This is a genomic window from Desulfofundulus thermocisternus DSM 10259 (genome assembly GCF_000686645.1).
Lineage (GTDB): Bacteria > Bacillota > Desulfotomaculia > Desulfotomaculales > Desulfovirgulaceae > Desulfofundulus > Desulfofundulus australicus.
The window spans coordinates 16,986-29,933 of the sequence record NZ_JMLG01000002.1 but is presented as its reverse complement, the minus strand read 5'-3'; the positions used below and the strand labels follow the sequence as shown (position 1 = coordinate 29,933).

15 protein-coding genes are annotated in these 12,948 nt (G+C 57.6%); all 15 read left to right on the top strand.

Features of this window, described 5'->3' with window-relative positions; genetic code table 11:
• Positions 1–128 precede the first annotated feature (128 nt).
• Positions 129–1,142, top strand: a complete 1,014-nt coding sequence (locus tag BR83_RS0102170) for a sodium:calcium antiporter (protein ID WP_027355698.1) — start codon at positions 129–131, stop codon at positions 1,140–1,142.
• 111 nt (positions 1,143–1,253) lie between these two features.
• Entirely contained in the window at positions 1,254–1,511 is a 258-nt protein-coding gene (locus BR83_RS0102165) for a DUF4321 domain-containing protein (protein ID WP_242839607.1), read from the top strand.
• Positions 1,512–1,526: 15 nt separating this feature from the next.
• On the top strand, positions 1,527–2,120 hold the full coding sequence (locus BR83_RS0102160) for a Maf family protein (RefSeq protein ID WP_027355696.1): 594 nt from the start codon (positions 1,527–1,529) through the stop codon (positions 2,118–2,120).
• A 53-nt stretch (positions 2,121–2,173) separates the two neighbouring features.
• Positions 2,174–2,869, top strand: a complete 696-nt coding sequence (gene radC / locus BR83_RS0102155) for a RadC family protein (protein ID WP_027355695.1) — start codon at positions 2,174–2,176, stop codon at positions 2,867–2,869.
• Between the two features lie 27 nt (positions 2,870–2,896).
• Complete coding sequence (locus tag BR83_RS0102150) at positions 2,897–3,928, top strand: rod shape-determining protein (RefSeq protein ID WP_027355694.1); 1,032 nt, start codon at positions 2,897–2,899, stop codon at positions 3,926–3,928.
• 21 nt (positions 3,929–3,949) lie between these two features.
• Positions 3,950–4,789, top strand: a complete 840-nt coding sequence (mreC, locus tag BR83_RS0102145; RefSeq protein ID WP_027355693.1) for a rod shape-determining protein MreC — start codon at positions 3,950–3,952, stop codon at positions 4,787–4,789.
• 65 nt (positions 4,790–4,854) lie between these two features.
• Positions 4,855–5,349 (top strand): rod shape-determining protein MreD, encoded by a 495-nt coding sequence (gene mreD, locus BR83_RS0102140; protein ID WP_034634371.1) that lies wholly within the window; start codon positions 4,855–4,857, stop codon positions 5,347–5,349.
• A gap of 82 nt (positions 5,350–5,431) precedes the next feature.
• Positions 5,432–7,774 (top strand): penicillin-binding protein 2, encoded by a 2,343-nt coding sequence (gene mrdA, locus BR83_RS14820; protein WP_051617855.1) that lies wholly within the window; start codon positions 5,432–5,434, stop codon positions 7,772–7,774.
• A 101-nt stretch (positions 7,775–7,875) separates the two neighbouring features.
• A complete protein-coding gene (minC, locus tag BR83_RS0102130) occupies positions 7,876–8,226 on the top strand; it encodes a septum site-determining protein MinC (protein ID WP_242655859.1) in 351 nt (116 codons plus the stop codon).
• A 32-nt stretch (positions 8,227–8,258) separates the two neighbouring features.
• Positions 8,259–9,053: a septum site-determining protein MinD gene (gene minD, locus BR83_RS0102125; RefSeq protein ID WP_027355690.1), complete on the top strand. Its 795-nt coding sequence runs from the start codon at positions 8,259–8,261 to the stop codon at positions 9,051–9,053.
• A gap of 25 nt (positions 9,054–9,078) precedes the next feature.
• Entirely contained in the window at positions 9,079–9,366 is a 288-nt protein-coding gene (gene minE / locus BR83_RS0102120) for a cell division topological specificity factor MinE (RefSeq protein ID WP_027355689.1), read from the top strand.
• A gap of 120 nt (positions 9,367–9,486) precedes the next feature.
• On the top strand, positions 9,487–10,815 hold the full coding sequence (gene rodA / locus BR83_RS0102115) for a rod shape-determining protein RodA (protein WP_027355688.1): 1,329 nt from the start codon (positions 9,487–9,489) through the stop codon (positions 10,813–10,815).
• Between the two features lie 82 nt (positions 10,816–10,897).
• The gene (locus BR83_RS0102110; protein ID WP_027355687.1) at positions 10,898–11,191 is read left to right on the top strand and encodes a carboxypeptidase-like regulatory domain-containing protein; all 294 of its coding nucleotides are present in this window, start codon (positions 10,898–10,900) and stop codon (positions 11,189–11,191) included.
• Positions 11,192–11,258: 67 nt separating this feature from the next.
• Positions 11,259–11,993 carry a M23 family metallopeptidase gene (locus BR83_RS0102105; protein ID WP_027355686.1) on the top strand — a complete coding sequence of 245 codons (735 nt, stop codon included), beginning with the start codon at positions 11,259–11,261 and terminating at the stop codon, positions 11,991–11,993.
• Positions 11,994–12,004: 11 nt separating this feature from the next.
• Positions 12,005–12,886 carry a M50 family metallopeptidase gene (locus BR83_RS0102100; protein ID WP_027355685.1) on the top strand — a complete coding sequence of 294 codons (882 nt, stop codon included), beginning with the start codon at positions 12,005–12,007 and terminating at the stop codon, positions 12,884–12,886.
• Positions 12,887–12,948: the final 62 nt, after the last annotated feature.

The window sequence follows — 12,948 nt, the reverse complement described above, 5'->3', positions numbered from 1 at the left end:
AATCCTATTCGGGCTCCGGGCGAGGGGGCTGGACTTTTGCCCGGCGGGGGGACTATAATTAATTTCAGTATAGAAAGGCCCGTCGTTTTGCAGGCGGTGGGCCTTTTTACATAAAAGGGGAGCGTGTTATGGGCCTGGATGCAGCCCTTTTATTAATCAGCCTGGGGATTATTCTGATCAGTGCCGGCGTTTTTACCAATGGTGTGGAATGGCTGGGAAGAAAACTTCAGCTTACCGAGGGGGCGGTGGGAAGCATCCTGGCCGCGGTGGGCACGGCCATGCCGGAAACGGTTATTCCCCTGATCGCCCTCCTTTTGGGGCATGGTGAAGCGGGGGAAGAAATAGGCATCGGGGCCATCCTGGGCGCGCCCTTTATGCTGGGGACCCTGGCCTTATTCATCAGCGGGGGGGCCGTGCTGGCTTTCCGCCGCCAGCGGGCTGCTAATTACCCCCGTCTGGAGCCCGATGCCGTTGTCATCCGGCGGGACCTGCTCTTCTTCCTGGTAGTTTATACACTGGCCATTGGCGCCGCTTTTTTCCCCCGCCCGTGGAAACTGGTGGTGGCAACAGGGCTGGTGGCGGCCTACATTTACTTTGTCTATGAAACCATGAGCAAGGGCCATACCCTGGATGTGGAAGAAAGTGAAGGTGACCCGCTCTACCTGTACAGGAAGGCCGGCAATCCCCCCCTGGGACTGGTTATTGTTCAGGTGCTGCTGGGTTTTCTGGGCATCGTGGGCGGGGCCAGGGTTTTTGTGGATGGCGTGGCGGATCTTTCGGCCCTGCTGGGAGTGCCCGCCCTTGTCTTCTCCCTCCTGGTGGCTCCCCTGGCCACGGAGATGCCCGAGAAATTCAACAGCGTCATCTGGCTTGCCCAGCGCAAGGATACCATGGCTCTGGGGAATATCACGGGGGCAATGGTTTTCCAGAGTTCCGTCATTCCGGCCATCGGTATTGTGCTGACGCCGTGGGTGCTGACGGAAACGGCTATCTTTAGCGCCCTGCTGGCCCTGGCCTCAGGACTGCTGACCTACCTGTTGCTCCTGTGGCGGGGTTACCTGGACGCCAGGCTTACAATGGTCTACGGCGGAATTTTTTACGCGGCCTTTGTGGCAGCGGTTCTTACCGGGAAAGTAAGCTAGGTTTACAGGTGCCCCGGGTAAAATTCCTGGTTGCAGCTTGTCAGCAGGGGAGCAAAATGATAAACTAGTACAGATAGCGCTCATTTTACTACCTGACGCCGGGTGATAACCGTGGCTAACGTGTACAGGCCTCAGAAAAGCTTCTGGTTGCTGCTGTTGCTGATGCTGATTGGAGCACTGGTGGGTGATGCGCTGGGCGTGGTACTCGTTCCCCTGTTGCCCGCGCTGAAACCCTTTACCTCTATAGGTCTTGCCCCGGCTACCCTTGATCTCCATTTTGCCCGGCTTACCCTTGGTTTTACCCTTACTTTAGGTCCCCTTACGGCTCTGGGATTGCTTCTGGGATTCCTTTTGTACCGTAAACTTTAAAGTGGAGGTTTGGCATTGTTACCCATCTACCTGGCCTCTTCTTCGCCGCGCCGGAAAATGCTGCTGGAACAGCTGGGCCTGCCATTCACTGTGGTTCCGCCCGATGTAGAAGAAGAGGAGCATGGCGGCCTGCCTCCCCGGAAACTGGTAGAGGCGCTGGCCGAAAAAAAGGCCCGGGCTGTGGCGCCCGCCATTTCCCGGGGGCTGGTACTGGCGGCGGATACTGTGGTGGTCTTCCAGGACAGGATTCTCGGCAAGCCCGCCGGTCCCCGGGAAGCCGTTTTTATGCTCAGCCTGCTGTCGGGTAATGAACACGAGGTTTATACCGGCCTGGCGGTGATGGAGAAACCTTCCGGGCGCCTGGTGGTTACCCATGAGTGTACCAGGGTCAGGTTTCGGACGCTGGAGGAGGAAGAAATAGCCAGATATGTGGCCACCGGTGAACCCCTGGATAAGGCGGGGGCCTATGCTGCCCAGGGGCTGGGGGCAATTTTTATTGCCGGAATCAAGGGTTGCTATTTTAATGTGGTGGGGCTTCCCCTGGCCCGCCTGGCCCGGGTGCTCAGGGAGTTCGGGGTGGACCCCCTGAAGTGTTTCCTCGAGAAATGAAAACCCGTCGGAGTATTCCCGGTTAAATATGTTTGTGAAGGCGGGAAGGAGCTTTGGATTCCCAGGTGTACCGTATTACCATCAAGGACATGCCTGTGGATTTGCGCCCCCGCGAGCGCATCCTGCGGGATGGGGCCGGGGTGCTGTCGGACCTGGAACTTCTGGCCGTCCTCCTGCGTACGGGTACGCCCACGGCCAGTGCCCTGGAACTGGCAGCGGCGCTCCTGGGACATTTTGGCGGCCTGCGGGGGCTGGTGGATGCATCCGTGGAAGAATTGAGCAGCGTCCGCGGGGTCGGGCCGGCCAAAGCGGCCATGCTCAAGGCTGCCCTGGAGCTGGGCCTGCGCATTGCCCGGGCGGGCAGTGAGGCGCGGCCGGTGATCAGGAGTCCCGAGGATGCCGCCCGTCTGGTTATGGAGGAAATGCGCCGCCTGGACAGGGAGCATTTCCGGGCCCTGTTGCTCAATACCAAAAACGAGGTCATTGCCCGGGAGATCGTATCTATTGGTACCCTCAATTCCTCCACGGTGCATCCCCGGGAATTGTTCAAGAATGCCATCCGCCGTAACGCGGCGGCGGTCATCCTGCTGCACAATCACCCCAGCGGCGACCCGACCCCCAGCCAGGAAGATCTGGATGTAACCAGGCGCCTCTGGGAGGCCGGGCGTATTATTGGCATTGAGGTTCTGGATCACCTGATTATCGGAGATAATAAGTACGTCAGTTTCAAGGCTGAAGGCCTGATTTAGATGAACCAGTGAGAAAGGGGAGAAAACATGCGGCTCGGGTTGTTCTCCAGGGATATGGGTATAGATCTGGGCACCGCCAACTCCCTGGTTTATGTAAAAGGTAAAGGTATTGTTTTAAGAGAACCCTCGGTGGTGGCCATAGAGCGGGACAGCGGCCAGGTTCTGGCCGTGGGGGAAGAGGCCAAGCAGATGATTGGCCGTACTCCTGGAAATATCGTGGCCATCCGCCCCATGAAGGATGGGGTAATTGCCGATTTCGACGTTACCCAGAGCATGATCAAGTATTTTATCAACAAGGCCCTGCGCAACCGCACTTTTCTTGTCCGCCCCCGGGTGGTGGTCTCGGTTCCCTCCGGGGTAACGCCGGTGGAAGAGCGGGCGGTGCGGGAAGCTGCCCTGCAGGCCGGTGCCCGGGAGGCCTATCTCATTGAGGAGCCTATGGCGGCAGCCATTGGCGCCGGCCTGCCCGTGCACGAGCCCACAGGCAATATGATCGTGGACATCGGCGGGGGTACCACGGAGGTGGCGGTAATCTCCCTGGGGGGAATTGTCACCAGCCGCTCCATCCGCATTGCTGGCGATGAAATGGATGATGCCATCATCCAGCACGTAAAGAAGGCTTATAACCTTTTGATCGGGGAACGCACGGCGGAAGAAATCAAGATCGAGATTGGGACCGCCTACCCCACCGGAGAGGTTCAGACCTATGACGTCCGGGGGAGGGATCTGGTGACCGGCCTGCCCAAAACGGTGCGCATAACCTCCGAAGAAGTTTACAAGGCCCTTTCCGAGCCGGTATCGGCCATCCTGGAAGCCATTAAAGGCACCCTGGAGCAGACCCCGCCGGAACTGGCTGCCGATATCATGGACCGGGGCATCGTCATGGCCGGGGGAGGATCGTTGCTGCGGGGCCTGGACCGCCTGGTGAGTGAGGAAACATCCATGCCCATCCACGTGGCCGACGAGCCGCTGTTGTGCGTGGCTTATGGTACCGGCCGGGTGCTGGAGAATATTGACGTGCTGCGCCGGGTGCTCATCAACCCGCGCAAATTATCGTGAGAAGATGGGTGTTGATCCCCGTTGACTTCGGGCAAGAGGCTATTTTTCCTGGTTATCCTGCTGGTTGTGGCCCTTTATGTGATGCGGATTACTGCTCACGGCCGGGTGGAGGTGCCACCCCTGGGGAACACCCTGGTGGATGCTTTTGGCACGGTGGAACAGGCGGTTACCAGGGCAGGCCGGCTGGCCAGGGATGTGTTCACCTTTCCCTTTTCCCTGGTCAGGGCCTCGCAACGGGCTCAGGAGCTTTCGGAACGGGTGGACCTGCTGGAGAGCGAACTGCAGCAGGCCAGGGAGTATCAGCTGGAAAATGAGAGGTTGAAAAGGCTGCTGGATTTTCAGAGCGGTCCGGCAGCCAGTTCCCATCTGGAACTGGCTGCGGCGGCGGTTATAGGCCGGGATCCGGGAAGCTGGTTCAGTACCATAACCATTAATAAGGGCCGGGCCCAGGGCATCAAAACAAACATGACGGTAATAACTCCCCGGGGTCTCGTGGGGCGGGTGATTTCCACCACCAGCCAGACGGCCACCGTTTTATTGATTACCGACCCCCGCAGTGCGGTAAGCGCCCTGGTGCAGGACAGCCGCACGCCGGGGATGGTGGAGGGAATCGCCGGGGGGGCCGGCAACCTGCGCATGATCCACATCCCCAATGATATGCCCGTGAAAGCCGGGCAGGTGGTGGTCACTTCCGGCACTTCCAGGAGCATTTTCATCAAGGGTATACCCGTTGGCGAGATAGTAAGCGTGAAAAGAGACCCCACCGGCCTTTTTTTTGAAGCGGTTGTCCGGCCTTTTGTGGACTTCAACCGCCTGGAGGAAGTGCTGGTGGTTACCGGAGTCCGTTCTCCGGCCCTGTAACCGCCGCCTGCCCGTATGATGACAGTATTTAACGGATGCCAGAGGGGGTTTTTTTCTTGCCAGGTATGGTGTTCCTGCCCGGCTTTTTATTGCTGGCCCTTTTATTGCAGGTAACGGTGGTGGATTTGATCCGCATCCGGGGTGTGGTACCGGACCTGGTTTTTATACTGGTGGTTTTTTATGCCTTCTGGAAGGGACAGCGGGAGGGGACCTTCTGGGGGTTTGTGGCCGGCCTCCTGGAAGATCTGGTTTCGGGCCACTACTGGGGCCTGAATGCCATTTCCATGGCGGCAGCCGGTTACCTGGTGGGCTGGTTTGAGACCCGCCTGTACAAGGAAAGCCGCCTGGTGATGATGGTACTTACTTTCCTGGCCACCGTCGCAGGCCAATTAATTTATTACCTCCTGCTGTTTTACCTGCAGGTCGTGATCTCCCCCGGTGTGGCCTTGATGGGAGTTATCCTGCCTGCAGCCGCATACAATGCCTTGCTGTCCGCGTTAATTTACCGCCGGTTTTACCGCTTGTACCTGAGGGGATGGTTCAGGGTGTCCCGGCTATAGTTTAAGGATGACCATGATAACGTCCTGTACCTTTCATGGGGAAAGGAAAAGGGTGAACGATAGGCAGGGCAGGGGGAAGGTTATGGCAACGGACGGGATTATTACCAGCAGGAAAGTGGAGAAAAAGTTGCAGGTTCTGCTGGGCCTTGTGATTGCTGCTTTTGCCCTTCTTTTCCTCCGCCTGGCTTACCTGCAGCTGGTGGAGGCGGACAAGTACAAGATGATGGCCCAGCAGAATCACCTGCGCCTGATCCCCATCGCTGCTCCCCGGGGGGAAATTTTCGACCGCAACGGCGTGCGCATTGTGGGCAACCAGCCGGTTTACACCATTTCTTTTGCTTACCTGGGGGTTGAGGATACCGATCGGGTAATTGCCCGGCTGGCCCGTATTCTGGTGGGTGAAAAATCATTCCAGGGCAAGACGGCGGAAGAAATTGAACAGGAAATCCATAAAAAACTTAAGGAGCAGAAATTACGTCTATATGAACCTGTACCCGTGGCCGATAAAGTATCCAGTGAAACGGTAAGCCGGATTGAGGAGCAGCGCCTGGAGCTTCCGGGAGTGCTCATAGACGTGCGGCCGGTACGGCATTATCCCTATGGGGACCTCCTGGTGCCCACCCTGGGTTACGTGGGGATAATGGATCAAAAAGAGCTGGAGGAAAACAAGGATAAGGGTTATACATTGGGTGACTCCTGGGGTAAGGACGGTCTGGAAAAATCCTTTGAATCCTACCTCAGGGGCCGGCGGGGTGCCCGCCAGGTGGAAGTGGATGCTCAGGGGCAGCCGGTAAGGGACCTGGGCGTAAAAGAGCCCGTCCCGGGGGACAACCTGGTGCTGACTGTTGACGCCCGCCTGCAGCGGGCGGTCCAGGATGCCCTGGCCCGGGGTATAGCCCGGGTGCAGAAAGAGGGTTACAGCCAGGCCAGGGCCGGAGCGGCGGTGGTGCTGGACGTCCGGACGGGGGAGATCCTGGCCCTGGCCAGCCATCCCACCTATGATCCCACCATTTTTACCCGGGATCTTTCTCCTCAAGAGTGGAACGAGGCCTGGGCCAAAATTTCCCGGGATCAGTCACTGCTCAACCGGGCCCTGGCCCTCTACCCGCCGGGTTCCACCTTTAAAATGGTGGTGGCTGCTGCCGCGCTGGAAATGGGTAAGATAACTTCCCGGTTCTCCATTTATGACACCGGGAGATATAAGTATAAGATGGACTGGAAGCCCGGGGGTCACGGGCGGGTGGATGTGGTAAGGGCCCTGAAGGTGTCCTGCGATACGTTTTTTTGGACCGTGGGAGCAATGCTCGGCCCCGAACCCATTGCCCGCTATGCCCGGGAATTCGGCCTGGGGCAAAAGACGGGGGTGGAACTCCCCGGGGAACACGCCGGCCGCATTCCGGGACCGGAACAAAAATACAAGCTGTGGAAACCCCTGCTGGACAATGTCCAGCGACAGATGGACGAGATCCGCAAAGAGTATGAAAAGCGCCTGGCCGGTGCCGGTGAAGGGGAGAGGGCGGCCCTGGAGCGGGAAATGAACCGCCGGCTGGCACCTCTGCAGGAGCAGTACAGCAAGATCGAATGGGAATTGACGTGGCGGGAATACGACACGCTGGATATGTCCATCGGCCAGGGTAATAACTACTATACCCCTCTTCAGCTGGCCAATTATATAGCCGCCATTGCCAACGGGGGTACCCTTTACAAACCTTACCTGGTAAAAGAAGTGGTCGCCCCCGACGGCCAGACAGTGGCCCGGTTTTCACCCCGGGTAATCCGCCGGGTCGACGTATCCAGCAAGACGCTGGAGATTATACGCCGGGGCATGCGCGAGGTAGCTCTGCCCCCGGATGGGACTGCAGCCGGTGTGTTTGCGGGGGCGGAATACAGTGTTGCCGCCAAAACCGGGACCGCCGAGGTCCATGGCCACGATAACCACGCCCTCTTTGTGGCCTTCGCTCCCTATGAAAAGCCGGAAGTAGCCCTGGCCGTGGTGGTGGAATACGGTGGCCACGGCAGCAGTGCTGCCGGCTCTGTGGCCCGGGAGATCCTGGATGCTTACTTCAGTTTGAAAAAAGCACCTCCCACTGCCGGGCTCTCCAAGGAGAAAGCAGCCGGGACACAGCAGGCTGCGCCGGCACCCGAACGCCCGGCTGCCAGCTCCGGGAATAACCGGCCCGGGCGTGCAGCAGCGGCGCCGCAGGCCCCCTCCGGCGGAGCGGGACGGGGGAGCTCTTCCGGGCAGCCTGCAGGTGTTACACCCCCCGCCGATTCCGGAGGGGGTACCCCGGCTGCCGGCTCGCCTCCCAATGAAGAGGAGACGGTTGCCCCGCCAGGTGCGGGCAACCAGCCCCCGGCCAACGGCAATTCCCCCTCTCCTTCCGGGGGTGCTCCGGAGGCGCCCGGGGAAGGGGAAGGACAATAAAACTATAATTTTTAGCAGGATTTGGTTGCCAGCTGTAGAATTTAAAGCACCACTGGGGGGTATTTACCGTGGGCAGGGAGCGGCTGTCTTGCACGGGGGAAATGGTAGATGATAATACTGTTCTAATTCAGCGCACCTTGCGTTCCGGTCAAAAGATCCATTACGACGGCAACGTGGTCATCATTGGCGATGTAAACCCGGGGGCCGAGGTGGTGGCCACGGGTAACATTATTGTCATGGGTGCAGTAAGGGGGGTTGTTCATGCCGGTGCCGGTGGAAATGAAAAGGCCATGGTACTGGCCTTCCGCCTGGAACCCACCCAGCTGCGTATTGCGGGTCATATCACACGCCCCCCGGATGGGCAGGATTTGAAACCCGAACAGCCTGAAATAGCCAGGATAAAAAACGGTGTGGTAACCATTGAAATTTATAACGGGGAACGCCAGGGATGAATGACAGGAAATTTTAAAGGGGAGGCCTGGAAATGGGTGAGGTCATTGTAGTTACTTCCGGAAAGGGTGGGGTTGGCAAGACCACCACCACGGCCAACCTGGGTGCGGGTCTGGCTGCCCACGGTCACCGGGTAGCTCTGGTAGATGCCGATATCGGGCTGCGCAACCTGGATGTGGTTCTGGGGCTGGAAAACAGGATAGTTTACGATATAACAGATGTCACCGGCGGGCACTGCCGCCTGCGGCAGGCCTTAATCAAGGACAAGCGGTTTGAGGGGCTGTTCCTTTTACCTGCCGCCCAGACCAAAGACAAAACGGCAGTCAGCCCGGACCAGATGAAGGCCCTGTGTGAAGAACTCAGGCAGGAGTTTGACTATGTAATTATTGACTGCCCGGCAGGGATTGAGCAGGGCTTTCGCAACGCCATTGCCGGGGCGGACAAGGCCATCGTGGTAACCACCCCCGAGGTGGCCGCTGTAAGGGATGCGGACCGGATTATCGGCCTGCTGGAGGCGTCCGAACTGCGGGATCCCAAGCTGATTATCAACCGTATTCGCCCGCGCATGGTGCGGCACGGGGATATGATGAGCATAGAAGATATTATCGACATCCTGGCCATCGATTTACTGGGAGTGGTGCCGGAAGATGAGGCGGTGGTGATCAGCACCAACCGGGGGGAACCCGTGGTTCAGGATGAACGCTCGCGTTCGGGTCAGGCTTACCGCAATATTGTTCGGCGCATCAAAGGTGAGCAGGTACCAATGATGAAGCTCGAGGAAGGCGGCTTGATGTCCCGCTTTTTGCGGCGCATGATGGGTTTATCCTAGTTTTTGCAGGTGAGGGGGGTTGGCCTTGCTGGATTTTTTAAACCGCTTTTTCGGGCGGGAAACCGGTGGGAGTAAAAACGTGGCCAAGGAGAGGTTGCGCCTGGTGCTGGTGCACGACCGGGCCAGTGTATCACCCCAGTTATTGCAAACTTTGAAGACGGATCTGATTAAAGTTATTGAAAAGTATATGGATATTGATGAAGAGGCCCTGGAAATCAACCTGGACAGCAATGAAACCCAGGTGGCCCTGGTGGCCAGTATCCCGGTTAAAGGTATGAAACGCGTTTCCAGGCACCTGGCGTCGGGTATTTGAAGGATAATTATCACCTGACCCTGTGGTAATTTGGTATTACCCCGGGGCTTTTTTGTCCCTCCGGGTTGGTATATAATTAAAATTGTATTTTTTAAGACCTGACCGAAAGCGGTGATTTTCTTGGTCAGCAAGCGTTTTGTCCGCAGCCTTGATCACACCCTCCTCCTTTCTGCCGCCGCGCTGATCTGCTTCAGCCTGATAACCATTGGCAGTGCCACCCTGGAATTTACCGATGAATCATTCAGCCGGTTAAAAGATCTTTTTTTTATGGTCAAGCTCCTGCACCTGGACTATACCTATGTTACAAGACAGGTTATCTGGATTCTGGTCGGGTTGCTCTTGATGGCCTTAATCATGTATATACCTTATGAGGATATCTGCAAGCACGCCCGGGCGCTTTATGTATTTAACCTGATCATGCTGGTGGCGGTAATCTTTTTGGGCCGGGAGGCCCTGGGAGCCCAGCGCTGGATTAGTATCGGCCCCTTTACCTTTCAGCCTTCCGAGTTTGCCAAGCTCATCATGATCATCACCCTGGCCAGTTTCCTCTCCGCCCGGGAAGGCCGCCTGGACCGCTTCCGGGACCTGCTGCCCTGTTTTGCGTACGTGGGGGTGCCCACCCTTTTGATTTTAATGCAGCCTGACCTGGGCACTTCCATGGTTTTTGTGGCCGTCATGTTCGGCATGCTCTACCTGGCCGGAGCCAGGCCGCGTTTACTCCTGGCCCTGATTGGTACCGGCCTGATCTTAATGATTGGTTTATTTGCTCTGCATACGTATCTGCATAAAGCTGATGTTAACCTGGAGAAACAGCTACTGGCCCTGGAACAGCAGAAAAAGGTGGCCGTTAGCGAAAAGGACAGGGGAGAGCTGGAGAAAAAATATCAGCAGGTGGAAAAGGATTACCGGGAGGTTCACCGCCGGCACGAATCTTTTCACCGTTACACCCTCAAGGAATACCAGATGACCAGGCTGACCGTTTTCCTGGATCCCCAGAGCGATTTGCTGGGCGCCGGATACCATATATGGCAGTCCCTCATTGCCGTTGGTTCCGGGGGGTTCCTGGGCAAGGGCCTGCTGGGTGGTACCCAGAGTCACCTTACCTTCCTGCCCATCCGACATACCGACTTTATTTTCTCGGTGGTGGGCGAGGAGTTCGGATTTCTGGGGGCAGGGGCGCTCCTGGCCCTGTACCTGGTCTTTCTATACCGGGGTTTGAAGATAGCCTCCCAGGCCAGGGACCTGCAGGGGACGCTTCTGGCCGGGGGAGTGGTCTGCATGTTTGCCTTTCACATCTTTGTCAATATCGGTATGACCATTGGAATCATGCCCGTTACCGGTATCCCCCTGCCTCTGTTCAGCTACGGCGGCAGCAACATGGTGATGAATCTGGCGGCTCTCGGGCTTTTGCTCAACGTTTATATGCGGCGCAGGAAAATCCTGTTTTAAATGTTAGGGAAGGCTTTTACCGGGGTAGCAGCAAAATGCTCCGGTTTATTTTTATTTTCAATTTCCTGTTTTGGGGGTGGGCTTGCGGGGGAAAATACGGGCAGGTAAAAAGGTGACGGCTTTTGCCACCGGGCAGCCTGTAGCCGGGGCAAAGGTGCTGGTGCTGGACATGGAGCAGGATAAGGTGCTGTACGAAACCACCACTGCCGCCGACGGCAGTTATGCCTTTGAAGGTATTGATGCCGGTACCTACCGGGTGCGGGTCGAAGCTCCCGATTACGAGCCCCGGGAGGAAATTACCGTGTTGTTTCTCCGGGATACGGTGAATTTTGTCCTCCACCGCCGGGTGGAGCGGGATGATGCCGTAGCCAATTAGATTTGGAATGGAGCTTGTCATATTTGTCCCCCCTGCCCAGTATATTTTAAACGGGGGGGGATGAACCTTGCTCTGGAACAGGCGTAAGAGGAGCTACTCCTTTTCTGAATTCCCGCGCGCGGAAGACTGGCCATACCGCCATACGCCTTCCAGGCGGAGCAGGAATAACAGCTGGTTCTGGCGGTGTATGGTGGCTGTGGTCATTTTTGCTATTTTGCTCCTGGCCCGGGAACTCCCCTCACCGGGCGGGGAGCAGGTTCGGGAAAGCCTGCGTTACCTCTTAACCACCGAATGGAACTACCAGCCCGTAATCCAGAAAGTGGTCCAGCTGGCCCTGCAAATGGTCAACGTGGACCAGCCTTTCCCCGGGGATACTTCCTGGGGCGCCCGCCAGACCCTGAGCCCCACCGGTGGGGAAAGCTTCCAGGTTCCCGTTTCGGGCAAGGTGGTGCGCGGCTTCGGCTGGATGGAGGATCCCCTGGATGGCCTGGAGCGCTTTCACCCCGGTATTGATATTGCAGCGCCGGTGGGTACGCCCGTGAAAGCCGTCCGGGAAGGTCAGGTGGCCAGGGTGGGCGAGGACCCTTCCCTGGGACGCTACCTGCTCCTCGATCACGGGAACGGGGATTATACCCTTTACGCCGGGCTGGCCGGTATTGCTGTGACCCCTGGCCAGCAGGTGGCCGGGGGACAGAAGCTGGGCGAAGTGGGGGATAAGGGTGATGTGGCCGGGGGCGGCCTGCACTTTGAGGTGCGTGAAAAGGGAAGGCTGATCGATCCCCTGATCAAGCTGCAGTTTTGAGGTGGTTTCAGGTGCGCCTGGGGCGGTTCATGGGGGTGGAATTATACCTGAATACCTTTTTTCTGGCCCTGCTGGGGCTGTTCTTTGTGGCCGGTATCCTGGGCAAGGGGCTGGTGGCTTTTGCGGTGGTGCTGCTTCATGAGCTGGCCCATGTGGCCTGCGCCCGTTATCTGGGGGTGCCGGTAAAAGAAGTGGAATTGCTGCCCTTTGGAGGAGTTACCCACATGGGCAGCGAACTGGTACTGGATCCTGCTAAAGAGGTTTATGTGGCTGCGGCAGGGCCGTTATGCAACGTGGTAATGCTTCTTCTGGGCCTGGCCGGCCGGAACTACGGTTTATGGCATGAAGAACTGGGGCCCTTTTTTCTCCAGTGCAACCTGCTCATTGCCGCCTTCAATCTCCTGCCCGCCCTGCCCCTTGACGGCGGCCGGGTCTACCGTGCCAGCCTGGCCGGCCAGATGAGCGTAAAGGAAGCCACTTACCGGGCAGCCACCCTGGGGCAGATTATTGCCGGGATTGTGGTGGTGCTGGGTTCCCTTGGCTTATTGCTGGGGTTAACGGGTCTGGATATTTTACTGACGGGGCTGTTTTTGTTTTTTGCCGCCACCCGGGAGCGGAGCATGGCTCCCTACCTGTTCGTGGGCCAGCTGGCCGGTAAGAAGGAAGAAATAATCAGGGCCGGTGTGCTTCCGGTACAGCCCCTGGTTGCCCTGGAGGACGTGCCTCTGGGTAAAATTGTCAGGCCTTTTCTGCTGCAGAAATTCCACCTGGTACTGGTTATTGACCGCCAGTGGCGGTACAAGGGCTTTCTTACGGAGGCCCAGATAGTCGACGGCCTGTTAACCCACGGGCTGGACCTGCCCGTGGGGCGGTTGCCTTTAAACCCGCTTTAATCGGGTTTACATCTTCTGGATATGCAGGTAAAATAATTTTAAGTAATGCCTTCCCGGGCAAT